Origin of the sequence: Photobacterium damselae subsp. damselae (assembly GCF_038086725.1) — a bacterium.
Lineage (GTDB): Bacteria > Pseudomonadota > Gammaproteobacteria > Enterobacterales > Vibrionaceae > Photobacterium > Photobacterium damselae.
The window spans coordinates 1,760,850-1,786,135 of record NZ_CP146970.1; the positions used below are offsets into that span (position 1 = coordinate 1,760,850).

At 38.9% G+C, this 25,286-nt stretch carries 20 protein-coding genes; 8 read left to right on the forward strand and 12 right to left on the reverse strand.

Features of this window, described 5'->3' with window-relative positions; genetic code table 11:
- The first annotated feature begins 716 nt into the window (after positions 1-716).
- Positions 717-2,096 carry a C4-dicarboxylate transporter DcuC gene (gene dcuC, locus WAX86_RS08000; protein ID WP_005299138.1) on the forward strand — a complete coding sequence of 460 codons (1,380 nt, stop codon included), beginning with the start codon at positions 717-719 and terminating at the stop codon, positions 2,094-2,096.
- 141 nt (positions 2,097-2,237) lie between these two features.
- Here dcuC and WAX86_RS08005 read toward each other — a convergent pair whose 3' ends face one another.
- On the reverse strand, positions 2,238-3,119 hold the full coding sequence (locus WAX86_RS08005; RefSeq protein ID WP_341488592.1) for a hypothetical protein: 882 nt from the start codon (positions 3,117-3,119) through the stop codon (positions 2,238-2,240).
- Positions 3,120-3,546: 427 nt separating this feature from the next.
- On the opposite strand from WAX86_RS08005, the gene WAX86_RS08010 reads away from it, so the two are divergent.
- Positions 3,547-3,891, forward strand: a complete 345-nt coding sequence (locus tag WAX86_RS08010; protein ID WP_157756289.1) for a GreA/GreB family elongation factor — start codon at positions 3,547-3,549, stop codon at positions 3,889-3,891.
- Between the two features lie 199 nt (positions 3,892-4,090).
- On the opposite strand, the gene katG is transcribed toward WAX86_RS08010, so the two are convergent.
- Positions 4,091-6,277, reverse strand: coding sequence for a catalase/peroxidase HPI (gene katG / locus WAX86_RS08015; RefSeq protein ID WP_341488593.1), 2,187 nt, complete (start codon positions 6,275-6,277; stop codon positions 4,091-4,093).
- A 605-nt stretch (positions 6,278-6,882) separates the two neighbouring features.
- Here katG and speB point away from each other — a divergent pair.
- Together speB and WAX86_RS08025 are read left to right on the forward strand one after the other, a co-directional pair.
- Positions 6,883-7,806, forward strand: a complete 924-nt coding sequence (gene speB / locus WAX86_RS08020) for an agmatinase (RefSeq protein ID WP_005299129.1) — start codon at positions 6,883-6,885, stop codon at positions 7,804-7,806.
- A 165-nt stretch (positions 7,807-7,971) separates the two neighbouring features.
- Complete coding sequence (locus tag WAX86_RS08025) at positions 7,972-9,822, forward strand: ABC transporter ATP-binding protein (RefSeq protein ID WP_065170477.1); 1,851 nt, start codon at positions 7,972-7,974, stop codon at positions 9,820-9,822.
- Positions 9,823-9,903: 81 nt separating this feature from the next.
- Here the strand turns inward: WAX86_RS08025 and WAX86_RS08030 are convergent, their stop codons facing one another.
- The 4 genes from WAX86_RS08030 to eptA all read right to left on the reverse strand — a co-directional run bounded on the left by WAX86_RS08030 (position 9,904) and on the right by eptA (position 15,700).
- Positions 9,904-10,332, reverse strand: coding sequence for a GNAT family N-acetyltransferase (locus tag WAX86_RS08030; protein WP_341488594.1), 429 nt, complete (start codon positions 10,330-10,332; stop codon positions 9,904-9,906).
- A gap of 17 nt (positions 10,333-10,349) precedes the next feature.
- Positions 10,350-10,763, reverse strand: coding sequence for a lysozyme inhibitor LprI family protein (locus WAX86_RS08035; protein ID WP_341488595.1), 414 nt, complete (start codon positions 10,761-10,763; stop codon positions 10,350-10,352).
- A 170-nt stretch (positions 10,764-10,933) separates the two neighbouring features.
- Positions 10,934-13,774, reverse strand: a complete 2,841-nt coding sequence (locus WAX86_RS08040; RefSeq protein ID WP_341488596.1) for a M66 family metalloprotease — start codon at positions 13,772-13,774, stop codon at positions 10,934-10,936.
- A gap of 321 nt (positions 13,775-14,095) precedes the next feature.
- Entirely contained in the window at positions 14,096-15,700 is a 1,605-nt protein-coding gene (eptA, locus tag WAX86_RS08045; protein WP_341488597.1) for a phosphoethanolamine transferase EptA, read from the reverse strand.
- Between the two features lie 275 nt (positions 15,701-15,975).
- Here eptA and WAX86_RS08050 point away from each other — a divergent pair, with 275 nt between their 5' ends.
- Positions 15,976-18,063 carry an FUSC family membrane protein gene (locus tag WAX86_RS08050; protein ID WP_341488598.1) on the forward strand — a complete coding sequence of 696 codons (2,088 nt, stop codon included), beginning with the start codon at positions 15,976-15,978 and terminating at the stop codon, positions 18,061-18,063.
- A gap of 165 nt (positions 18,064-18,228) precedes the next feature.
- Here WAX86_RS08050 and WAX86_RS08055 read toward each other — a convergent pair whose 3' ends face one another.
- The gene (locus WAX86_RS08055; RefSeq protein ID WP_036763737.1) at positions 18,229-18,708 is read right to left on the reverse strand and encodes a DUF1456 family protein; all 480 of its coding nucleotides are present in this window, start codon (positions 18,706-18,708) and stop codon (positions 18,229-18,231) included.
- Positions 18,709-18,809: 101 nt separating this feature from the next.
- On the reverse strand, positions 18,810-19,913 hold the full coding sequence (locus WAX86_RS08060) for an NADH:flavin oxidoreductase (RefSeq protein ID WP_341488599.1): 1,104 nt from the start codon (positions 19,911-19,913) through the stop codon (positions 18,810-18,812).
- Positions 19,914-20,288: 375 nt separating this feature from the next.
- On the opposite strand from WAX86_RS08060, the gene WAX86_RS08065 reads away from it, so the two are divergent.
- Positions 20,289-20,780, forward strand: coding sequence for a peptidylprolyl isomerase (locus WAX86_RS08065; protein WP_237032881.1), 492 nt, complete (start codon positions 20,289-20,291; stop codon positions 20,778-20,780).
- 63 nt (positions 20,781-20,843) lie between these two features.
- On the opposite strand, the gene WAX86_RS08070 is transcribed toward WAX86_RS08065, so the two are convergent.
- From WAX86_RS08070 to WAX86_RS08085, 4 genes are read right to left on the reverse strand one after another with little or no spacing between them, the layout of a single operon-like run.
- Complete coding sequence (locus WAX86_RS08070) at positions 20,844-21,209, reverse strand: DUF6404 family protein (RefSeq protein ID WP_237029241.1); 366 nt, start codon at positions 21,207-21,209, stop codon at positions 20,844-20,846.
- A gap of 22 nt (positions 21,210-21,231) precedes the next feature.
- A complete protein-coding gene (locus WAX86_RS08075) occupies positions 21,232-21,708 on the reverse strand; it encodes a hypothetical protein (RefSeq protein WP_138240392.1) in 477 nt (158 codons plus the stop codon).
- A gap of 11 nt (positions 21,709-21,719) precedes the next feature.
- Positions 21,720-22,190, reverse strand: a complete 471-nt coding sequence (locus WAX86_RS08080; protein WP_086958289.1) for a GNAT family N-acetyltransferase — start codon at positions 22,188-22,190, stop codon at positions 21,720-21,722.
- A gap of 55 nt (positions 22,191-22,245) precedes the next feature.
- The gene (locus tag WAX86_RS08085) at positions 22,246-22,599 is read right to left on the reverse strand and encodes a tRNA-binding protein (RefSeq protein WP_237041551.1); all 354 of its coding nucleotides are present in this window, start codon (positions 22,597-22,599) and stop codon (positions 22,246-22,248) included.
- A 490-nt stretch (positions 22,600-23,089) separates the two neighbouring features.
- Between WAX86_RS08085 and WAX86_RS08090 the strand changes: the two genes are divergently transcribed.
- Together WAX86_RS08090 and WAX86_RS08095 are read left to right on the forward strand one after the other, a co-directional pair.
- Positions 23,090-23,557 carry a cell division inhibitor SulA gene (locus WAX86_RS08090; RefSeq protein ID WP_086958293.1) on the forward strand — a complete coding sequence of 156 codons (468 nt, stop codon included), beginning with the start codon at positions 23,090-23,092 and terminating at the stop codon, positions 23,555-23,557.
- A gap of 280 nt (positions 23,558-23,837) precedes the next feature.
- Entirely contained in the window at positions 23,838-25,244 is a 1,407-nt protein-coding gene (locus WAX86_RS08095) for a basic amino acid/polyamine antiporter (RefSeq protein ID WP_065170466.1), read from the forward strand.
- Positions 25,245-25,286: the final 42 nt, after the last annotated feature.

The following is a 25,286-nucleotide window of genomic DNA, read 5'->3' on the forward strand; positions in this document are numbered from 1 at the left end:
ATTATGCTTCCAACACTTCGCAACATCATATACGTGTGCAGGGTAATCATCCCACGGGTTAGCCAGAGATCTTCCTCTAGCTGCTCGCAGTTTGATTGGATATTCACGAAACTCAACTTTGTGTAGGAAATAGTAGCTCTTTTCCTGCTTGGTTGAAAAATGCTTGTGAGTCCCACTGCGTACGCTGGGATACATATCCCATAGGTAAGCCCCTTGCGCTTTGACATGACTTCGGTACTGTTGCTTTAGTTTTTTCATTTACCCTCCAGGTTTACATTACCTAGAAAGGGTCCTCTGCAAAGTAGTTCATTTGTCCACCATGATGTGCTGTTTACCTAAGTTTAGCAAATTCTAGATATGGCCTATAATCATTACCAAAGCTTATCAAGCAAACCCTACTTTTTAAAACAAAACAAGCAGATAACCAAACCAATCATGTACCAACCGCAAGCCATGACAATTTCCTAGCACCATAACAAATCAATCCCCTCTCTTTTATTCTTTAAAAAGTGGTTTTATATCTTAATTAAAATCAGTTTTTAACATCATAAAAACAAAGGTAAAACAAAATATTATTATAAGCGCAATTTTACGTGATAAAAATCCAACTTATGACAATGAAGCCAACTTTTTATCTATTGTATGATTAATGCTCATTATTTTATATCGCAAATAACCAATAATAACTTATCTTTATTTGGATATTTGAGCTTAACATGGAATATATATTTACTTTATTTATAGTTGGTCTCGTTGCTTACTCAATGTTGAAGAAATTCAACCCTCAAGCAACGTTAATAACAGCAGGATTGTTACTTTTAGCTTATGCGTCTATTTCTGGAATTGCACCAGTATTAGCAGAAGGTAAAACACAAGGCGCTCTATTTTTTGACTTATGGCAACGTTTTACCGAAATCACCAATACTCGCTTAGGTAAAGTCGGTTTAACATTAGTTTCTATTGCTGGTGTTTCAACCTATTTAAACCATATTGGTGCGTCACAAGCATTGGTGAAAGCCACCTCTCGCCCTGTTATGGCGGTCAAAAACCCCTATATTTTATTAATTTTAGTTTTGCTCTTTGTTTCTATTATGTATGTCTTCATAACTGGAGCAACTTCTCTATCGTTACTCTTAATGGGAACCTTATATCCCGTATTACGAAATGCTGGTGTCAGTGCAAAAACCGCGGTTGCAACCATTGTTATCCCAACAGCATGGGAATATGGCCCAGGACAAATTAATGCGGTTATTGGTGCAAATGCCATTAATGTTGAAATAATGGATTTTGTGGTTAATCACCAAACCATTTTCCAAGCATTATTATTGTTTACCATTCCTTTAGTTAATATTTTGTGGCAACGCCATTGTGACCGCAAAGATGGTTACGATCCAACTCAAGACCGTGGTAAATACTTAGCTACACTTGAAGCTCAACACGATGCGAATGATACCGTACCTAAGTTTTATGCTTTACTGCCTGTATTACCTTTCGTATTTTTGTTCGGCTTTTCGAGTATGGTCATGGAATCGATCACTATGACTATTCCAATTGCCATGATGTCGACAATTACCATTTGTGTAGTTATTGAGGCGATTCGTTTCCGTTCTATTCAACGTGCTTTTGATAATTTTGAAGCGTGGTTAAAAGGTACAGGAATGATTTTCGCTAGCGTATTAACTCTGATGATTGCTGCGGAATATTTTTCTGCGGGTTTAACCAACATCGGCGCCATCAATGCACTTATCGATACTGCAAAATCATTTGATTTAGGCCCTAGCGGTATTGTGGTGGTTTTCTCTGGCTTTATCTTACTAACCGCATTTATTACCGGTTCTGGTAATGCTCCTGTGATGGCTTTCATTCCAATTGTGCCTCAAATCGCGACAAATTTCGGAGTAAACCCTCTTCTACCACTGCTACCAATTCTATTTGCAGCTGGTATTGGCCGAACTATGTCACCTGTTGCGGGTGTAATTATTACGGTTTCAGGAATGGCAGGATTAACACCAATTGATGTTATCAAACGTACCAGTGTTCCTATGTTGAGCAGTATGGTTGTGGTATTAATTATGGCGGTGATTCAGTATTCATAATACCTAAAAAGCAAAGAGCTAGCCTTAATAAAGTGACCCTATAACGTGGGGCTAGCTCTTTTTAATAAGATGCATTTAACTGTAATTTTAACGTCCTATATTATCCCATCTGGCTATCGAGATAATAAGCAGTAAAAACGGCTACTTAGTATAAAAACTCACATCTACAGTGCCAATTAACGCCTTGGTTAATGGGTTTTTCTCAGTTGTCAGTAGCAGTTTATCAGCACCATCCCAATGTATGCCTTCCCATTGACCGTAGATCCCTAACCGCTTATACACCGCCGTTGACCAATCTAATCGGTTATTTTTCACTTTCACTAACCAAATAAAAGCGTATCCAAGCAGCATGTCTTTACGATAACCCACTAACGCCATGGTTTGAGTTTGAGGATTATAATCCGCTCCCGTAATAAGCCCTGCGGTTGGATAAGTTGCAACAGGCTTTAATAGTTGACGCTGAGCACTCTTACTTAAAACATACAGCTGAGATTGCTCATCGTTCCAATTTTTACTAAATAGCCAGATCTTATCGCCTACACTAGCAATAGCTTCACTATCAAAATTGTGTTGATAGGTCTTTGCTTTATGGAAGTTTTTAAACTGATACCGAATCACATTGTACGGCATTACAGAATGGTATTTTTCTACGTCACTAATACGCAGTTTATAAATGACTCCCCCATTACGACGCGTACTGTTATTACCAGTATCACCGACATAGAGATAGCGTTCATCTTGGGTTAGATCTTCCCAATCGTAGTTCTTATTGCCTTTAATTGAGACGGTTTTTGTAACTGTTTTATAGTCAGGAGAGAGCTGATAAATCTCGTTTTTACCACCACTGTCATTATGAGTCCAAACCCGATTGTTGATCACCGCAAGTCCTGATGTCTCATTCACTTGCACAGGGAGATCCGCTTGAACATCGATATGTAGGGGTTTTCGCACAAAATGCACTTCAGAAGATGAACAAGCCGTCGAAGTCGCAAGTATGCACAGTGATAGGAATAATCGTTTCATGATAGCTCTATAATGAAAAAAACATTAATAGCATACCATAGTCAATCTGATGCGGTTAGTCTCATACTTTGGGTTATTTCAATTTACTGTCATTTTTCTCCCTTTTTCATCCATTTTTTAAATACGACAACTGATTCAATTTATTTCCCTCTCTTTTCATTATTTAAACAGGTTAAAACTCTAATAATAGATGGCTAATATTCTTTAGTTCTAATAAAAACCCGAAAACCAACTAACACTCTAAAATAGTCATAATTTGAATAAAAAATACAATTCGATATGCTGTCTTCAACTAATTATTAAGGAGTCGTTATGAGAGGTTATCGCCTTATCTCCCTGTATTTAATTCCCCTATTAAATCGTGTAATTAAATAAACCCATACCGTCAATTTAGTTTGAAATGGCTGGGTGTAATAGAGGAATGACTATGCTCAGTTTATTAAAGAATTCGCTATCTCTAGCAATAAAGCCCCATATACTTGAAAACCTACTGAATAAAATTGATAAAACAGAAAAAAACAGTTTTGATTCGGAAATGGTATATGTTGATTCTATTGTCACAATTCGTGACCTTGTGGGACACCAAGATTACTGCTATCAACTCAGTATTCCTGGATGTGTGACTAAAGACTCTCGCCCTTTATCCATCTTGTCACCTCTTGGCTCTGAACTGATTGGACGCCGTGTCGGTGATGATATTTATGCCAAAGAAAATGGTAAATATCTGTGGTTTAAAATCATGGCAGTAAAAAATAAACATAATTTTCATTAATATCTACGCACATAAGGATATGATCATGGCTCGATATAATACAAAGAAAAAAGCTCAACGAACGTTAAAAGAAAAACGAATGGAAAAACGTAATAAGAAGACATCTGAATAAACTTTAACGTTACTTAAAATAAAAACGCCCTAACATTAAATTAGGGCGTTTTATTTGGTTATTCTAAATTAATTACTTAACTAGAATTTATTTTTTAAGGTCAAAACGGTCAGCGTTCATCACTTTAACCCAAGCATTTACGAAGTCATTTACAAACTTCTCTTCTGAGTCAGCACAAGCATAAACTTCTGCTAGAGCACGAAGCTGTGAGTTAGAACCAAATACTAGGTCTACACGAGTTGCTGTCCACTTCTCTTCGCCAGTCTTACGGTCTGTACCTACAAACACGTCTTCATCAACTGAGGTTGGTTTCCAGCTAGTCGCCATATCTAATAGATTTACGAAGAAATCATTTGTTAGGGCTTCTTTACGCTCAGTAAACACACCGTATTGAGTGTGATCATGGTTAGTATCTAGAACACGCATACCACCAACAAGTACTGTCATTTCAGGCGCTGTTAGTTTAAGTAATTGTGCGCGATCTAGTAGCAACTCTTCTTGTGATACAGAGAATTTCTTCTTCTCAAAGTTGCGGAAACCGTCAGCCATTGGCTCAAGAACTGCAAATGAATGAACATCTGTTTGCTCTTGTGATGCATCCATACGACCTGGTGCAAATGGTACAGTGATATCGCGACCTGCTTTTTTCGCAGCCATTTCAATACCAACACCACCAGCAAGTACGATAAGGTCAGCAAGAGATACTGTCTTCTCAAAACGCGCTTGAATACCTTCAAGAACATTAAGCACTTTATCTAGTTGCTCTGGTTCGTTCGCTACCCAATCTTTTTGTGGAGATAGACGGATACGAGCACCGTTTGCACCACCACGCATGTCTGAACCACGGAAAGTAGAAGCAGATGCCCATGCAGTTGATACAAGTTCACGTACAGACAGACCAGATGCTGCGATTTCTTGTTTTAGTTTCGCAATATCAGCATCATCCACTAGCTCGTGATTTACGGCTGGGATTGGATCTTGCCAAATAAACTCTTGTGCTGGAACTTCTGAACCAAGGTAACGAGCACGAGGACCCATGTCACGGTGAGTCAGTTTAAACCATGCACGAGCAAACGCATCAGCAAACTCTTGTGGATTCTCAAAGAAGCGACGAGAGATTTTCTCATACACAGGATCGAAACGTAGAGAAAGGTCTGTTGTTAGCATTGTCGCTTTGTGCTTCTTATTAGGATCAAAAGCATCAGGGTGAACTTCACCACCTTTAGATACCCACTGGTATGCACCTGCTGGGCTCTTTTCTAGTTCCCACTCATTGTAGAATAGGCTGCTAAAGAAACCATTGCTCCACTCTGTTGGTGTTGTAGTCCAAGTTACTTCTAGACCGCTGGAGATAGTGTCGCCTGCATTACCACGACCAAAGCTTGAAGTCCAACCAAGACCTTGCTCTGTAATACCCGCAGCTTCTGGTTCTGGACCTACATGAGCTGCATCGCCTGCACCGTGAGTCTTACCGAATGTGTGACCACCTGCGATTAGCGCTACTGTTTCTTCGTCATCCATTGCCATACGAGCAAATGTTTCACGAATATCATGAGCGGCTAGTAGAGGATCAGGATTGCCGTCTGGACCTTCTGGGTTCACATAAATAAGACCCATTTGTACTGCTGCTAGTGGGTTTTCAAGATCACGTTGCTCTTCTTCTTTAGAGTAACGAGTATCATCAGCAAGCCATGCTGTTTCTTTACCCCAGTAGATATCTAGTTCTGGTTCCCAAATATCTTGACGACCACCAGCAAAACCTAGTGTTTTAAAGCCCATTGATTCAAGAGCTACGTTACCAGTCAAAATAATAAGGTCAGCCCAAGAGATTTTCTTACCGTATTTTTGTTTGATAGGCCAAATTAGACGACGTGCTTTATCAAGGTTTACGTTATCTGGCCAGCTGTTTAGAGGAGCAAAACGTTGGTTACCAGTACCTGCCCCGCCACGGCCATCACCAGTACGGTAAGTACCTGCACTGTGCCAAGCCATACGAATGAAGAAAGGACCGTAATGACCAAAGTCTGCAGGCCACCACTCTTGTGAATCTGTCATAAGATCACGAAGGTCTTGCTTAACTGCTTCAAGATCTAATGTTTTAAATTCTGCCGCGTAGTCAAAATCTTCACCCATTGGGTTTGACTTGCGGTCATGTTGATGAAGTAGATCTAGTTTAAGTTGATTTGGCCACCAATCGCTTGGAGATGTACCGTTACCTGGATTTACGGCTGGATTCACAACGGTTTCATTGTTGTGGAAGGGACATTTCGACATCACTGTTCTCCTAATTATTTTACTTAACACCTAATGACGCAGGCGTTGTTTATTCCTATTAAGGATACGTTGGTCTTATAAATTCGCAACCATATGCATGTTACTAAATATGCAAATTAACTATGAACTTTTAAGCAGATAACCAAATTGTATAATCTGTAATCGATAGTTAATCTAAATCCGATTTCGAATTCATAACACCTTGACCGTTAACGCTGTTTTTCATTACAAAATAAATCGTTTCTTATTGCTCGATTCATTCGATGCACTAAATTTAATCCACAGTTGCTAATAAAACCAATTTTCCTTTTCTATTGTATTGATAGGTTTTAATTATTAGTTGTAAGCATGATTTGATTTTGTTTTTCACTTACCGTAAAGCCATAGGAAAATGTTTATGATTTAAGAGAGCAATTTTACTTGTAAATATTCATGACAATTTCTTATCGAGACCAGAAAACCACTTCGCTAGACATTCACTCCTTTTTCCCACATAAAGCAAATGTCACCTATGATTAAGACAAGTGACAATTGCTAATATTTCATCGCACATGAAATGTATCTTTATTGATTTTTAGCTCGTTTATGGGCTTATGAGGCTTAATATGAATGATTTGTTTACTAAAACTGATTATTCCTTGTACTCCAATGCTATGACTTTTGTACGCGTACCTTATGTGCGTAACCCTATCAATACCGATGCCGATATGGTTATCTTAGGTGCGCCGTTAGATCTCGCGACATCGGGTAGACCAGGAGCTCGCCTTGGTCCTGATGCAATACGTAAAGCCTCAGTCAATCTAGCGTGGGAAAGTAAAAAGTTTCCTTGGGATTTCAATTTACTCGAAGAAGCTAAGGTCATTGATGCTGGTGATTTAGTCTTCGATAGTGGTGATGCAGAAGATTTTACAACGCGATTAGAAGCCGCAGCCGATGCAATTTTGGCTGATGGTAAAACCGTGTTGACTCTGGGCGGCGATCACTTTGCGACACTGCCGCTGCTAAGAGCGTATGCAAAACATTACGGTAAAATGGCGCTCATTCATTTTGATGCCCATACCGATACATATCCACATGGTAGCCGTTATGATCACGGAACTATGTTTTATCATGCGCCAAATGAAGGGTTAGTTGACCCTGCTCACTCAGTTCAAATTGGCATTAGAACCGAATATAAAAAAGAAAATCACGGCTATCATGTTATCAATGCTATGGACGCGAATGATTTGTCTGTTGCAGAAATTGTGGCTCAAATAAAACAGACAGTTGGTGATATGCCGGTCTATCTAACTTTCGATATTGATTGTTTAGATCCTGCTTTTGCTCCGGGTACAGGAACACCTGTTATTGGTGGGATTACCTCAGATAGAGCATTAAAAATCATCCGTGGACTGACTGACATTAATTTGGTTGGTATGGATGTTGTGGAAGTTTCTCCCGCTTATGATCACAGTGATCTCACATCGCTTGCGGCGGCAACCATTGCTCTTGAGCTGATGTATCTGTGGGTAGCCAATCGTAAAGGATAATACTTCTAATCAAGACAGATAATATTAAGCGCAGCATTATTGTTGCGCTTACATTCACACTTTTGCCACTTCCTTCTCTCTCTTATTGCTCGAAAAATACTTCTTCCCTATCCTTTAACTAGTGCTTTTATCTCACTTCCTATCTTATTTCAGCTCAGGTGAATTATGTTCAAGCGTTTTGAAAAATTAACGCAAGCTTTTCCAAAAGACGATCCCAGCCAGCCCCCGAATACCATTTTTGCTTTTTGTCGCTATTACACGCGAGGATTTGAAAAGCCACTTATTATGGTTGCTTTATTAAGCGCTGTTATTGCCATGATTGAAGTTGCACTATTTGGTTTTATGGGACAACTGGTAGATTGGCTGGCAGCAAGCGATCCGAAAACGTTCTTAAGTGAAAATGCTGGCAAATTGTTTGGTATCAGCTTGGTAATTTTGATTGTGATGCCACTGTTAGTGTTACTCTCATCTTTGCTTTCACATCAATCATTGTTAGGCAACTATCCAATGTCAATTCGTTGGAAAGCACACCGATACTTACTGAACCAGAGCCTATCTTTTTATCAAGATGACTTTGCTGGTCGTATTGCGACAAAAGTAATGCAAACCTCATTAGCCGTTCGCGAAACAGTCATGAAAACCGCCGATGTGTTTGTCTATGTACTAGTGTATTTTACTTCCATGCTGGTGATTCTTGCTCAAGCTGATTGGTTGTTAATGATCCCTATGGTGGCTTGGTTAATCGCTTATATTGCCATTCAATTACATTTTGTTCCCAAACTTAAGCAAGTTGCGACAGAGCAAGCCGATGCTCGTTCTTTAATGACGGGCCGTATAGTGGATAGCTACACCAATATTTCGACGGTAAAACTGTTTTCTCATAGCACCAGAGAAACCGATTATGCCGAAGATGGCATGAAAGGCTTCTTAAAAACTGTCTACCAACAAATGCGTTTGGTAACAGGTTTTGATGTTTGTGTGCAATTGGCAAACTATTCCCTACTCTTTATTATCTCGGCGCTGTCGATTTATTTATGGATGCAAGGAGCTATTGAAATTGGGGCTATTGCGATTGCAATCAGTTTAGCATTACGTATCAATGGTATGTCGATGTGGATTATGTGGGAGGTTGGCGCATTATTTGAGAACCTAGGTACGGTTGTTGATGGTATGAAAACCTTAGCTAAACCAATTGATATTAAAGATGCACCAAATGCAAAACCTTTGTCTGTAACTCAAGGTAGCATCCGCTTTGAAGATGTCAGTTTTCATTATGGAGAGAACAAAGGCGTACTCAGTCATTTGAATCTGAATATTAAGCCCGGTGAAAAAGTCGGTTTAGTCGGTCGCTCTGGTGCGGGTAAATCAACGTTAGTTAATCTTCTGCTTCGCTTCCACGACTTAGAAGGCGGTAAAATCTCAATAGACGGTCAAGATATTGCCAAGGTTACACAAGATTCATTACGCAGCAACATCGGTATGGTGACGCAAGATACGTCGCTCTTACATCGTTCAATAAAAGACAACATTTTATATGGTCGTCCTGATGCAACAGATGATGAACTTTATGCCGCAACCAAACAGGCTCATGCTGATGAATTTATCAGTACATTAACCGATCCATTTGGTCATTGTGGTTACGATGCTCAGGTAGGTGAACGCGGGGTTAAACTCTCGGGAGGACAACGTCAACGTATCGCAATATCCCGTGTCTTACTAAAAAATGCCCCTCTACTTATTCTCGATGAAGCCACATCAGCACTGGACTCTGAAGTCGAAGCCGCGATTCAAGAGAGTTTATATGAGTTGATGGAAGGCAAAACGGTTATAGCCATCGCGCACCGTTTATCAACCATTGCAGCCATGGATCGCTTAATCGTGCTCGATAAAGGTGAAATTGTTGAGCAAGGTACGCATCAAGAACTCTTGGCGCAACATGGTATTTATGCTCAACTTTGGGCCCATCAAACGGGCGGCTTTATTGGCGAGCAAAATTTAACAGAAACCGTAAATTAATCGAATTGTGCTTTCTTCACCACAGCGAGTACCATGCTCTAAGGGCTCGCTGTTGGTGGCTGGAGATTCCCCAAAGAACCGTTAGCTGTTTATTAAGCTTTGCGACATATAATAAAAACGTTCATCTTCGCTACTGACTCTAAAGCCATTACGCATATAGAGTTGATATGCTGGGCTGATTTTAAATACTCGTAATCTTAAATAACTGGCTCCTTTTCTGAGTGCTAATTGTTTTATTTCTTTTAGCACTATCGTTCCAATGCCTCTATTTTGATACTCATCTCGCACTTGGAAATCTCGTAAATAGCACCCATCGTCATCAAAAGCTAAGCGAACAGCTCCAATACATTTCTTATCATCAAGAATATCCCAATTATTCAAGTCTGATATTTGGTTACATATTGTTATAAGTTCCCAATCAACTGAGTAATGGTCATAATAAGGTCTCATGTTATCAAAGGTTATTGTTGCAGAAGCTAACATATCCATTGTTGGCCGTAATGAAATCATAGATTCACCATATAGATTCAGTGTTTAGGTTCTGGCAATACAGCTGGTGTGCTGTCCATATAAGTTAAAAAGTTCTGCCATAACTCATGAGTTCTTTGCTCAGTAAGCTCCGTTTTACAAGAAATGGCCATTACACCTCGAATGGTCCCCTCTCTCCATTGTGTGTAAACCGCATTACAATGAGCTTTCATATAAGCTTGCCAAGCTTTTTGTGCGACCTTAATGGCTTCTACTAGTTCAGGATCATTGGCGTTATGAGTCAGGCTTGCTTTTAAGTATTGAGCAAGTTGTGCTTGTGCTGTTTCCAGTTTTATTGCGGCGCACTGATTGATCTGAATGGTATTCATCGGGTTATCACAATCTAAAACCTCATCATCAGCTAAGGTTGAGAATGACAATATCATCAAGACTGAAAGTAAGTATTTTTTCATATAACTCCTTGGTGTTAGCTCTTTGGTACTAACTTCTTGGTGTTTATTCCATTTCATTGTCTAAAAAGTGATTATAGTTTTTTAGAAAATACAGATAAAAAGAATAAAACAAAAAATGGATAGAGGTCTCCCCCTATCCATTTTTATTTACAACTTAACTCAAGCCATCATTAATGATTGTGTTCACCATCAGCATGATTACACGCTTGCGGCTCATAGCGTGTTGCTTCGACTCTTGGTACTGGAGCACTAAAGAATGCTGCAGCTGAACGTGCTTTCGCATCACCACCTTGTACCGTATAAATAGGCGCAAGTTTTGGTGCATCAATGGTGCGAGTATTTAATACCTGACCATCACACACTACCGATGCTGACACCGGGTTATCTGATGTTGCAACGTTCACATGGAACTTATTCATGTTGTCGGCATTACGACGGTTATTCTTTAACGCATATTTCAGAACAGAGCCCGATTGTGTTTCAACTTCAAGCGCACATTGACCGGCAATTAAATCAGCCGAATCATCAGAATATACATAACCAAATGCACCATGTAGCGCCGGGAAAATATAGCTATCTAACTTAGCTTGCGGATCGTAGTAACCCACTAGCGTTGTTACAGGTACACCATATTTTTCTGGATGAACCGCTTTAGTTGATTCAAATGGCGCATCTTTCACCCACGTTTGACCATCAGATACAAACGTTAGACGGCTACCATAAGGAACCAACATCTCTTGACCATTAATGGCTAAATGAGAGTTGTAACCTGCACTCGAATTAAACGTAAATACTTTGCCTTTGTTAATTTCAGATGCCGCTGGAACCGACATGTTTCGAGCCCAATGACCATTCCAAGTCGATAAGTCAACTTTATCGAAATTCTCAAATAGCGCGGCTATCTTAGTTTCATTAGCGTCCCAAGGGTTAACTGATGTCACTTCCATATTCTCAATACGATGAGTGTATTCTGCCATCGTTTGCGTTGCTTCATCCCACTTTCTAAAGCCTGTTGATGATGTTTTATCAAACACCACTTTGCTTTCTAAGTTCTTCTGTATGAAATACATGGAATACGGCGTGTACATAGTAAAGCGTTGAGCACCATACATCGCCCAGCCACCAGCCATTGCGTCACTACCATATTTAAACATACCGTTAAATGCTGGCACACATTGACCATCTAAGCAGCTTTCGCCACCTGTATTAATTGGTGAGAAGTTTGGTATAAAGACGTTTTTGCTCGAATCCCAACCCCAAGTAGAGTTTGGCATATTCGCAGGACGGTGAATCGAACCTGCAAAACCACCTGGATAGTGACCTAAACCGTAGTTATGTCCGACTTCATGGCTGAACTCATTACCAATCGAACTATCAAGCGTAACCATTCCAGCGCCGCCTGAACCACCGTGAGTTTGCAAACCATTGTTATACATACCACGAGTATTATGAGCCGTTAGCTGAGCTGCAATATATGGGTTTTCGCCTTCACCAACACCAGAGGAAGAGTAAATGCCATAGTTGGCGTTATTGATACCAATTGAGATTAGCTCTTTACCAATACGTTGGCGCATTGTACCGCCATGCCAGCCACCATCACTTGGATCGTGATCGGTCAGTAGCGTACCATCAGGCAACATCACTTCGGTCAGATGAACGGGTTCATACTCATTGACGATCATTTTACTGACAGGTGCAGTTTCAAAATACTCTCGCTGTGCTTCTTTATCTTTTTGGAAGTCGAAACGACCGCGAGGTTCAACCAGCATACCCACATCAATAGTATTGATCAGTAGCTCTGTTGGAGCACCAATCTTAATAGAATTTAGGGTACCTTTTTTATCGCCGTTAGCAAAAGAGAGCGCAAGCCCCGGCTTTAACCACTCTTTTGGTAGATCTGCAGACCAGTAACCTTGTGCATAACCGATTTCATTAAAGATCAGGTCATCTTGTAAAATCCACACACCATTCACATTTTTAAATACGGTCGTTGTACCATTGACGATAGTACGACTGCGATCTTTATAGTAATTAACGTGGGAGTTATAACCTGCACTTGAGATAAAGACGAATGTTTTACCATCCAGCTTTGGATTGTCTTGTTCTAAGTCGAATACGCGATTCCAGTGTCCGTTCCATGTACGCATAACCACTGTATCATGATCCACAAGAGCAGTTGCAATCGCTTCTGTTGTTGGGGTGCTAACATTAAAAGCTTTGCTTTCATCGTAGCTAAAATCAATATTCGTTGTGGTTAGCTCAGGCATTGACAATACGTTAGGTGCTAGCTGACTTGGATTTTTCATCTCAATCTCACCAAGCACTTGACCCGCTTTATCTGTTGCTGTAACCGTAACAGTAGAGTAATAGTCCAACTCGTTCTCAGGTTTCAACATAACCTTAGTTTTACGCTCACCGACTAAGTGCATGCGTTTTTCTTGTTCATTGGCATTAGCAGGTATGATATGCGCTTGAGCAAATAGAACAGCACCAGCTAAATTACCAGAAAGATCATTGGTAACAGTATTCGTATTAAAGAAAATCGATTCTTTCTGAGTAACATCAGGACAACCCGTTGTAGTTAATACAGTGCTTAATGGTCGCTCCCAAATATAATTACCTTCGTTATCTTTTGAACCACGAGCTGCTGCAAATAATTCAAATTTACACTGGTCACTTTTGCCCGGATAGATATCAAATCCACCGTCATACCAATACGTTTCCCATGCGGATGGAATAAAATCAAAAACTGTATTAAATTCAGAGTGGAAATCCATTAAATCAAACTTGATATTACCATCAAAATTAATTCTTAATTCTTTGCCTTTATAACTAAGATATTTTTGTTCACCTTTTTGAATGACATTGGCAGGATCTTTTGCTAATTCTGCTAACTCATTCATTTTTTGCATTACTTTGTTGGTAGACTCTTCTAAAGTTAAGGATTCTGCCGAAGCAGTTGCGCCATACAGCGAAGCTAAAATAAATAATGCTATTGTTTTCTTTTTCATAACCTAGCCCTCTTGTTGTTATGGATTAAGTATGAATTGCATTATTTTGCTCGCCAAGATAAATATACACCAATGTATATGTTGTTAATTATAACTATGATCTTACTTCAAACTTTTTAATAAACACCAATGAAAAATATTGTATTTCCTGTCAAATTGGTCTTAGTAAAAAATAATTTTATAAATAAAAAGCACTTACTTATCAGTAACATATAAAGATTCATTTATTTGACGCTATATGAAGAAAGAGATATTTAATTGACACATAGAAAAAAGCCACAAAATATATTGTGGCTTTTGTCCTTTTAGTTAGACATTAATTTATCGGCATTGATTGAATATATCTAACTTAGGCTGATAGATTTTAGTTTTAACATCCATCATACCGAGTAATGTATGAAACAAGTTGTCTTGTGTTATACCACCTTGGTTCGACTCTTTAATTAAACATTGACGATTAATTTTCTGACTCTTCTCATACGATGGCGATAACCACAATATTAGAGGAACGGTTGTCTGCTCTTTTGGTGCAATCGAATAAGGTAGGCCATGAAGATAAATACCATCTTCACCTAAAGACTCACCGTGATCTGCCATATATATCATTGCGGTATTTGCATGTTTATCATCGGCTTTTAATATATCAACAACCTGACTCAAAATATGATCGGTATATAATATTGAGTTATCGTAAGTATTGGTTACCTGCTCTCTAGTACAGTTTTGCAGATCACTGGTGTCACACGTTGGAGTAAAGTGTTTAAACTTGGCAGGATAACGGTCATCATAGGTAGGACCATGGCTACCAATTAAATGGATAACAATTAACGTATCTTGTTTCTGCTCATCAATAAATTGTTGCAGCTTATTTAATAGTATCTGATCATAGCAAGAACCGTTATGACATAGACTCGGATCTATTTTAGCGGTCATTTCAATATGTTTAATACGATCGCATACCCCTTTACAACCACCATCGTTATCTTTCCACAATAAGTTAATACCAGCATGATTAAGAACATCTATGACACTATCTTGATGGCGAACTGTTGTTGGGTTATAGGTTGCACGGGTCATATCTGAAAACATACAAGGAACAGAAACGGCGGTTGCGGTTCCGCACGATTGAACATTTTTGAAGCTGATAACATCACGTTGGCTTAACTGCGGGTTTGTATCACGTTTATACCCATTCAATGAGTAGTTCATAGAACGTGATGCTTCGCCAAGGACCATCACGACAACATTAGGTCGACCCGATTTGTTTGTATCAACCGCATCCTCTCCTAAATGTTTGAATGGCATATGTGCTTCGACTAATTGGTAACGGCCATAACGGTATGTTGCTGTAATGTAATTCGTTGGGTTAAGCAGTGCTTTTATTTCTGAATGATTACGAACTAAAGAAGCATAGTCTTTGTAATAAAACCCTGCTATCACCGCAATCACAACGACAGACACCACAATAGAAATAAGCTTTGATAGTAACTCTTTCCAAAACGGTTTAAACACGACTTTCGTCAGACTAAGAACCACGATAGGCAGCACACAAATAATCAGTAACCACGGTACTAACCCCCACGATAAATAGCTGGTTGCCTCCCCCGTATTGGTCTCAAAAATATTGACTATCATGCCGTAATCAAAAAAAGTCCCGTAGGTGTACATACCATAGGTCGCCAATGATGACAGAATGATGATTATTGGCATAAGTATGCGATGGGCAACTGGCCAAATCAGCAAAGTAAAAATGACATTCAAAGCAAAAAAGATAAATAATGGAATTGTCGCAACAAAAATCCAACTATGAGGTGGTTCTTTGCTAAATAGGTCAGACAGATGATGCCATAATCCTATGTTTTGAATGAGCGTAAAAAAAAAGGCGATCAGTGCAATATATGCGGTACTACTTAGTCGAAGTTTCATACTTTCAAGCCAGTTAACCAATATAAATAATGTATAGCACTTCTTTTTAGTATTCACTTGATTGTTAGAAAGTGCATTTTGACAAACTTATCGATAGTTTAACATTCCCACAAGGTATGAAATCATTGTTCTCAAATTTACATCAAATCCTGGCTCCAATTGATTTTTACTGGCATATAAAGCAAAAAAAACTTAAACAGTCATGATGGCTAACAGATACCTAAGTGGCATATACTATTTATATTCTAATTATGCAGTCATCGTGTTAATGAGTTATGACTATCTCCAATTTATTATTGCGCTTCCCTTCTCTTCGTAGTTTGCTCAATCTACGGACCAATATTGCAGCGTTAAGTTTTGTTACCTGTTCAGTGCCCTTTTTCTTAATGGGTCACGTTACCATGGGTATTGCATTATCTCTTGGCAGCATCAGTTGTGGTCTTGCGGATACATCCAGTGTCACTAAATATCGACTGTTAGATTATTTGGTGACAATTCCACTATTTTTTGTGGTCAGTTTAGGGGTCGAGGCTGTTTTTCCTCACTCTATCTTGTTTAGTGCCTCATTAGCTGTCGTCAGTTTTGCTCTATTTATGTTAGCGGTATTAAGCCCTCGCCTAGGTGCGATTGGTTTTGCCACAATATTATTAGCCATCTATGCCATGTTAGTGCATCAAGAAGGTCGTTCAATTTGGCTAGTTCCGACATGGTTAACGGCTGGTGCGATCTGGTATGTGTTGTGGCAATTGATTGCGATGTACTTTCTTCCCAATCAAGAATCAAAAGATATCTTAAGCGACCTATATCAGGCTCTAGCAAAAAAATTAATGATTCATGACCGTGGTTTTCTTTTTTCTACTGATAAAAACCAACTCTTTATTGAATCGGCTCGCTCTCGTTCTCAAATTACCACGCTATCGAAAACTCTAGAGTATCGAATCCACCAGCAGTTAAGTGCTGGCGAAGATAGCGCAAGTTTGCAAGATATTACACGCTTTTTAAAAATCGCAGAGCGCATATCAGAGCAAACACGGTTAATGTATTTTTCACCAACACCTGAATTAAAACAACATTGCCCACAGTGGCTCGATCGTATCCATCAGGCAAATCAAACTATTATCGGGTATTTATCGCAAGTCACCGTTAATAATGTGCACCAATTACCTTTACCACGTATTGATTTTGATGCTCTACGTTCTTTCCCGATACCGGATAACGCAAAAGAAGAGTCTGTTGCCGCTCATGCATTTATCAATAAGTTGGATATTGTTTATCTGTCTTTACAGCAACTGAGCAGTGAAATCACAGAGGTTTCCAGTTCCACGGTTTCTAAGCCCATTGTATTAAGCTGGAAATGGCAAGAAGTTGCGATCAAACTGGCAAGCCAAATGACCATGAAATCCAGTTATTTTCGTCATGCGCTTCGTGGCTCATTAAGCTTAACCACAGGTTTAATATTAGTTCGTCTATTTGAGCTAGATTTCGGCTTTTGGACTCTGATGACCAGCTTATTGGTATTACGCCCTAACTTGTCTATGACTTGGACTCGCCTTCTACAGCGTATTACAGGAACCCTTTCAGGTCTGATTGTGGTTGCAGCTCTGTTACACTTTCAGGTATCGAGCGATATTTTACCATTTATATTCTGTATTGCGGCGGTTCTGTTTTTCCATACCACCACAAAGCAATATGGGTGGGCAGTATTTTTTGTCACCCTATTTGTGTTCTCTGGTTTCTCATTAAATGGCCAAGGCAATATGATTATGTTACCAAGGTTGGATAACACTATCCTTGGTGTAACACTACCACTGCTATTTGTCTTTATCATCGCACCGGGTTGGCAAAAGAAATCATTTCCATTACAGCTGGCAACGACCGTTCAAGATTATATTGTCTATCTAACTGCATTAAACCAATACATTGGAAATAAGAATGGTGAATTATCTCTGCATGTTCAACACCAGTATCAGCGCTGTGTTCTTAACGATACCAACCTGTTTGACCACTGGATGGGATATCTTGGCGAGCCTCATTTAAGCGCACAACTTGGCGAATATATTTTGCTCTGTAGCCGTAGCTCTAATGTTATTTTGCGTATTATCACTCAGCTTAATGAAAATAAAGATGAGTTAAACCATGATGACGAAACGACAAGTGCGTTAAATCAGGCAATAGTCGCTCTACAAGATCTGCAGATGCGGTTGGGAGAATCAAAACAACAAGCGGATATTTACAGCTATATATCAAAGAGAAAAGATTCTATTTATCAAAGCTTTAGTCATATCGAAAACGAAGTATATCGCTTAGATAACAAGACATTACTCAAACTATTATCGAAAGAAGTTCAACTACTTTCTCAATAAGCTCTTAACGGTTGGTTGTACTTTAGTTGTGAGCGTAAAAATGAATCAATACCTTAGTCACTATACTCGAAATTCTGCATTTTGAAGTCACTTGGGTATAGCAGATACAAAATAGCCCAGCAAAGATAAACACTTGCTGGGCTATTTTTATCAATGGGGCAAGAATCAGTCTTGATATTCAGTATCTTCTGGACGTAACTGAAGTTGAACACCCAATAAGAAATTACGTAAGATCTGATCTTTACACTCGCGATAGTGTTTGTTTTCTGGCTTACGGAAGAAAGCACTTAATTCGTGTTTACTTAAACGGAAGTTAGCCAGCTCCAATACTTCTAGGATCTCTTCAGCCTTAAGGTTTAGAGCAATACGCAGCTTCTGGAATACCATATTATTGGTTAGACGACTTTCTGGCTCTGGTTGCTCGCCTTCACGCTTACCACGCTTTAGGTTAATTAAACCATTCAAAAATGATGCTAACTCACTATCACTCATTTTAATATAAGCAGAATCATCTTCTCTTTTTAGCCAAGATACCACTTGCTCTTCTGTTACCGTAACTTCGGCTTGAGCAAAAATGTCCACCATTGCTTTATCTTTAAAATCAAAAGTGTAGCGAATTCGGCGTAAAATATCGTTATTAGTCAAAGTAGATCCTAATCGTCAAATGATTCCAGCTCTATCAACATGATTACTGGAGGTTGCGCGATGGTAACAGACATTATGCGTAACCCCAAGTAACTTACATGTTAACTCACTTTTTTACGTTTTTTATAAACCACGCAGAAGTTACCGCGGCGCGTTCGGCACTTAGAACAACGCTCACAGTCTACAGGTTCGATATTGCCGTCTTTCCAACGTTTAATTAATTGTGGTTCAGCCAGCAGTGGACGAGAAAGCGCGAAATATTGAATGTTTGTGGTGTTGGCGATCTCTTCAATAGCGGAAAAATCACTCAATCCACCAACAGTGATAACTGGAATGCTCACATCTTGGCTGATCACTTGACCATATTGATGGAAATAACCTTCAGCCTCAATAGTATAACCATCGTGTTCCTCTCCCACCATGGTATCGGCTTTACCGTGAATATTACCGGAAACAATAATGCCGTCGACACCTAGCTGCTCAAGCTTTTTACAGATAATTCTAGTTTCGTCAAATGTCTGGCCACCTTCAAAAAACTCTGTTGCGGTCAATTTCACTAAGATAGGAAAATCGTTTCCGACCAGCTTACGAGTCTCATGGATGATTTCAACCAAAAAGCGCATACGGTTTTCTAAACTACCGCCATACTGGTCTGTACGCTGATTGTAATAAGGGCTTAAAAATTGGTTAATTAAGTAAGTATGAGCTGCATGGATCTCTATCCCATCAAACCCAGACTCTTGTGCTCGACGAGCCGCTTGAGCAAAAGCTTGTACAATATAATCAATCTCAGCTTGAGTCATCGCTTTACCTAGGGTATTCGTCCCTTTTTCAGCGACTGCACTTGGTGCAAAAATAACTCGTTCACCCACATTATAAGTCGTTTTGGTACCACCATAAGCAAGCTGCATAACAATCTTCGAATCATAACGATGAACAAGGTCAGTCAACTTTTTGTATTCATCAATAAATGAGTCGTTATACATCCCCATCATGCCAGCATTGGGTTTTTCTTCCTCTACGATATTGGCATAACCTGTCACAATCAGGCCAACTTCACCTTGCGCCAGCTCTTCATAGATGTCGTACAACTTCTCAGTCATATGCCCATCTTCTGTTGCCATGTTTTCCCATGTCGCGCTTCGTACAAAGCGATTTTTTAAAGTCATATTGCCTAGGCGACTTTCGGTAAACAGAATGCTCACACTCTATCCTCTTCTACTGTAAACTTGTTAGTGCTTCATTATTATAAAAATGGAACTAGTAGCAGCCCAATCTTGCCCATAAGGAGCATTATTGAATTAATAACCTTGTTGGCTTAATAAACAAATAACGTATTTTTTGCGAATATTTACCAAGGTTAGCAACAAGATAACAGAAGTTCTTTAATTTAGATTAAGAGAAAAGTGAATAATCTTATAATACTAAGCTAAATTAACTATTCTTAATTTATACTCACTATACTTTCAATTTTCTGCCTTATTGATAAGCCAATTTATTCTATCTTCCCCTCGCACCTTGAAGTTACTTGGGTATAATCTTTCTTTTGCAGACCAATCTAATACAGCGAACACTTAACTATGATTATTCTTACAACAAATATTGGTGATATCACCATTGAACTCAACTTAGATAAAGCACCAGTAAGCTCGAAAAATTTTAAAAAGTATTGTGAGGATGGTTTTTATGAAGGAACCATTTTCCATCGAGTGATTGACGGTTTTATGATTCAAGGTGGTGGTTATTGTGCAGATATGGAAGAAAAACCGACTCGATCTCCCATTGTGAATGAGGCTAACCGCGGGTTAAAAAATACTATCGGAACAATTGCAATGGCTCGCACAGATGCTCCTCATTCAGCGACGGCGCAGTTTTTTATTAATCTCGATGATAACGATTTTCTTGATCACACAGGCACGACTAACCTTGGTTGGGGTTACGCTGTTTTTGGTAAAGTTATCGCGGGTATGGACGTTGTCAATCAAATCGCAAAAGTAAAGACAACCTCAAAATTTGGTCATGACGATGTACCTTGCGAAACTATCACGATAGAAAAAGTAACCATTCAATAAGGGTAAGCAACTAAGAAAATAAGGTTTATTCGCATCTACCCTCAAGTAACTCGTCTTGCTGAATTACTTGGGGTTATCAAAACCATTTTCATCTAACCACTGTTCCCACGTTATAATGTTCAATTTTCGCCGCATGCTATAGGCTGAAAAAGAAATCCATAGTGCCATAGTCAATGCAAATACTAAGGCTCCAAGTAATTGGTATTGATTGGGCGCGTTATATTGCCAAATAAATAGCCACATAAAGCAATAAAATACGACTCCTTGCCCAACAAATTCATAAATAAATAATTTAAAAGGATGTTCAAACAGACATGGGCGTCTTCTTGTACCTGAAATCCTCGACCAAAGTCGAAAATAAGGTGAAATCAAGCGTTGAGGTACACCTTTTCGTTGTAGATAGAGATTGATAAATTCTTGCTTTTCCATAGCTTATCGTCCGTATCAGTATTCAAAAATAATAAAACTCTTCTAACTCATGAGGAGGCAAACTATGAATATAATTTTTATCATCATAACTTGTGCACTTCAAATTAGTCAGCAGCTCTTTATTTTTAAATACATAAACGCCTGCAAATTCGAGTTTTTCCCTTAATCCAATTTCCTTATCTAACCAATCACCGTTGGCCATTCCTGAGTAAACAATGTATTGATAAGGTTTGTTATCGAACGTCAATCGCCCTTCGCCACCACCACTGTAAGCGGCTGAACTAAAATGAACATCGCTCTTAAGTTCTAATTCAACTTTGTTTGATTTTCCGTAGCGATAAATTAACTGCTTATTAGGGGCAATACACACAGAGACCGTTTTTGATTTAATATGGCAGGAGAACGATTCTGTCTCATTTGTTTGACATAAATTTTTAGCATGCACAGTTGAGATAGTACCGAAGAATAAAAGCCATCCGATAAGGTATTTATTGTTCATGAACTAATCCTTTACTTAAGCTCTTCATTTAAAAGTAATGTCATAAATTCGCTATGAGGATCTGGTTGATAGTCAGCAAAAGGTTCACAGTATATAAAACCAAACTTTTCATATAGGTTTCGTGCTGCTTTGAAATACTCATCAGAACCTGTTTCTAAACTGAGTTTCTGATATCCCCTTGCTCTTGACGTATCAATAATATGATTAAGTAAATTAGTAGCCACGCCTAATTTGCGAGATGCAGATACGGTTCTCATTGATTTTAGCTCAGCATGCGTCTGTGTTAACTCTTTAATAGCAACGCACCCCATTAACTCAGATCCAAGCCAGCAACTAAAAAAAGTTACATCTTTTGATTTTAGTTCATCCACATCTAGCGCATGAACACTCTCAGGAGGTGCCGTTGCGTACATATCGGCTAAATGCTCTTCAAGTAAAAGAAGAACCTTACCATCAGAAAGATCATCAATTTTAATATCCATATTATTCTTCCATCATTTAAACGAACCAAGCTAAAACGAAAATCGTACTCTATAGTCAACCAGCGCGAGAACCATTAGGCATCACCACTTCAGGACACGCTAAACACGGCTGTAATTTATCTTCATAGCCAATATCAAAAAGCATACCTTGGGAGATTTCTCCTGCCATCTTCCGCTCAGGTAAGTTCACAATAAACAGTGCTTGCTTTCCTTCGATTTCTTTTGGGTTCGTTCTTTCTTGTTTTATCCCAGCAAGAATCGAGCGGGAGTGATCACCAAAATCCACAATCAGTTTCATCAATTTATCTGATTTTGCCACTTCAGAAACTTCAATAATTAACCCAACACGAATATCTATTTTTGCAAAATCTTCAAATGAAATTTCTTCTTTTATTGGAGCCGGCTTCATTATCAATCCCTCTAGAAATAAGTAGTCTCAGCCAGCCCTATCTTACACGCTTAAGTTAACCAACCAAATAGTGATTCCAGCAAAATCAGAACTGGCAATAAGGCTCAAATAATTTAGTCAACGATTTTTCTATTAAACCACTGTATAAACCACTGTATAAACCACTGTATAAACCACTGTATAAACCACTGTATAAACCACTGTATAAACCACTGTATAAACCACTGTATACAGTGTGAGTGAGCTCTCTTTTTAAATGCAAATTTTTAAAACTGTATAACTTAAAGATCTGACACACAACGACAAACTAAAAAAGAAAAAACATTACAAATCAACAAAATAAAAGAATGCAACGTATAATGGTTGCACCAAATTTTTTGTCCACCGTGTCAACTAATAGTAAAAAATGCTTGCAACCCTATCAAATTAAAACTACTGTATAGACATACAGCATGTATAAATAACCACTAGTTTTGATTTGGAGAGCAACATGGCCGCTTTATCTACTGCAATTCACTCGGTTACCGTTTCTCAAGCTTATAAGACAACAACAGCAAACCACTCTTCATTAACCACTCTTGCTGTTAACTGTCCTATTGCAGTCTCTTTTTGCGATGAGCAACAAACACAACTGGCTTATTTATTACGCTTATTAAAACAAGCAAGTGCTGAAAACCGTTGGATTATGTTTCTTGGTCAGGAAGCATTGCTAGATAAAGAGTTAATGATCCAAGCGGGAATAGATATAAAGAAGATCCTAGTCCTAAAAAATAAAAGAGGTATGACAGATCATGATTTGATGGTGAAAGCGTTACGTACAGGAAACTGTAGTGCGGTCATTGCTAATGGTGATATATCAGATTTTCAGACCCAGTCGATTTGTGATGCGACAGTTAAAGGCCATAGTACTGCGTTTGTTGTACGCAATACGTCTAGAAATATGCATACTTTTCACTAATAATATTTTCTATTTCTTAGATTTCAGCAAAATATTATACCCAAATGTATATTATGAAAAAATATGCACAAAAATTAAGATAACTTTCTAATATATGCACATATAAATCAAAATGTTAGAAATATTGACGATTCATATGTTTTTTGATCCATCACAATGAAGACCCCACTTTGGTGATTAATTGGTATGATTAATCTCAGAAAGTATGAATTCGCACAGGATGTTTTAAGAAAATGCTCTATAATCCCCCGCGTTATAGTTTTTAAACTCGGATTCTACTGTGGATAATAAGCTTGGATTAGGTGCGTTAAGCGCTCTCGTCGTTGGCTCAATGATTGGTGCAGGTGTTTTTAGCCTGCCACAAAATATGGCTGCTGTTGCAAGTCCCGCCGCTGTGATTATCGGCTGGACAATTACTGGTATTGGAATGATTTTCCTCGCTTTATCATTTCAGCATCTATGCCAATTAAAACCTGAAATAGAGAGTGGTGTTTTCGGATACGCACAGGCTGGTTTCGGCAATTTTGTCGGATTTTGTTCTGCTTGGGGTTATTGGCTAAGTGCAATGCTAGCTAATGTCTCTTACCTTGTTATTGTATTTAGTACCCTTGGTATGTTCTTTGACAAACCTGGTATGGTGTTATTTGGTGAGGGAAATACTTGGCTCTCTGTTGTCTGTTCTTCCATTTTAGTATGGGCTGTTCATGCTCTCGTACTTCGAGGAGTAAAAACAGCGGCAGTGATAAATTCAATTACTACAATCGCAAAATTGATTCCGATGATACTCTTTATCATCTGTACTATGATTGCGTTTAAGTGGCACACTTTTACCTTAGATTTTACTGGTGTACATTTTGGTGATGAACATGGCCTACTAGCTCAAGTAAAAAGCACCATGCTTATTACTGTATGGGTATTTATTGGGGTAGAAGGTGCTGTTGTCGTTTCTAGCCGCGCACGTGATCGTCGAGATATTGGTCGAGCCACAATTCTAGGCTTACTTACTGCTCTATCGATTTATGTTTTTGTTACTCTGTTCTCAATGGGTGTTATTACCACGCCAGAGCTTGCAGCAATGAAGAACCCTTCGATGGCACAAGTGCTTAATCAGATACTTGGCCCTTGGGGTGGACTCATCATTGCGGTTGGCTTGATTGTGTCAGTAACAGGGGCTTATTTGAGCTGGACGGTTTTAGCTTCCGAAGCACCCTTTATTGCCGCTAAAGAAGGTATGTTCCCTAAAGCATATCAAGAACAAAACGCAGCAGGTACTCCTGTTCGTTCACTTCGATTAACCAATATTTGTATTCAGATCTCATTGTTTGCCGTTGTATTTGCTGGTGGCACATACGATAGCTTACTTAATATTGCATCTGAGATGATCTTAGTCCCTTACTTTTTTGTTGGTGCTTATACTTTACGTTTAGCCATTGAGAAAAAGGATCGCGGAAGTTTAATGGTTGTTGGTGTATGTGCCACCATTTACGGACTATGGTTATTATATGCATCAGGCCTAGAGCATTTACTATTGTCTGCCCTACTGTACCTTCCTGGACTTATGTTTTATGTAAAAGCAAAACGAGAGCAAGGTTTAAAGCCATTTATCGGCAAAGAAATGGTTGCAGCAAGTATGCTAACAGTTGCGGCATTTGTTGCTGTAGGTATGTTGTGGCAAGGCATGATTTAAAAATTGTTTGGTAGTAAAACAAATAAATAAGAGGCTCATAAT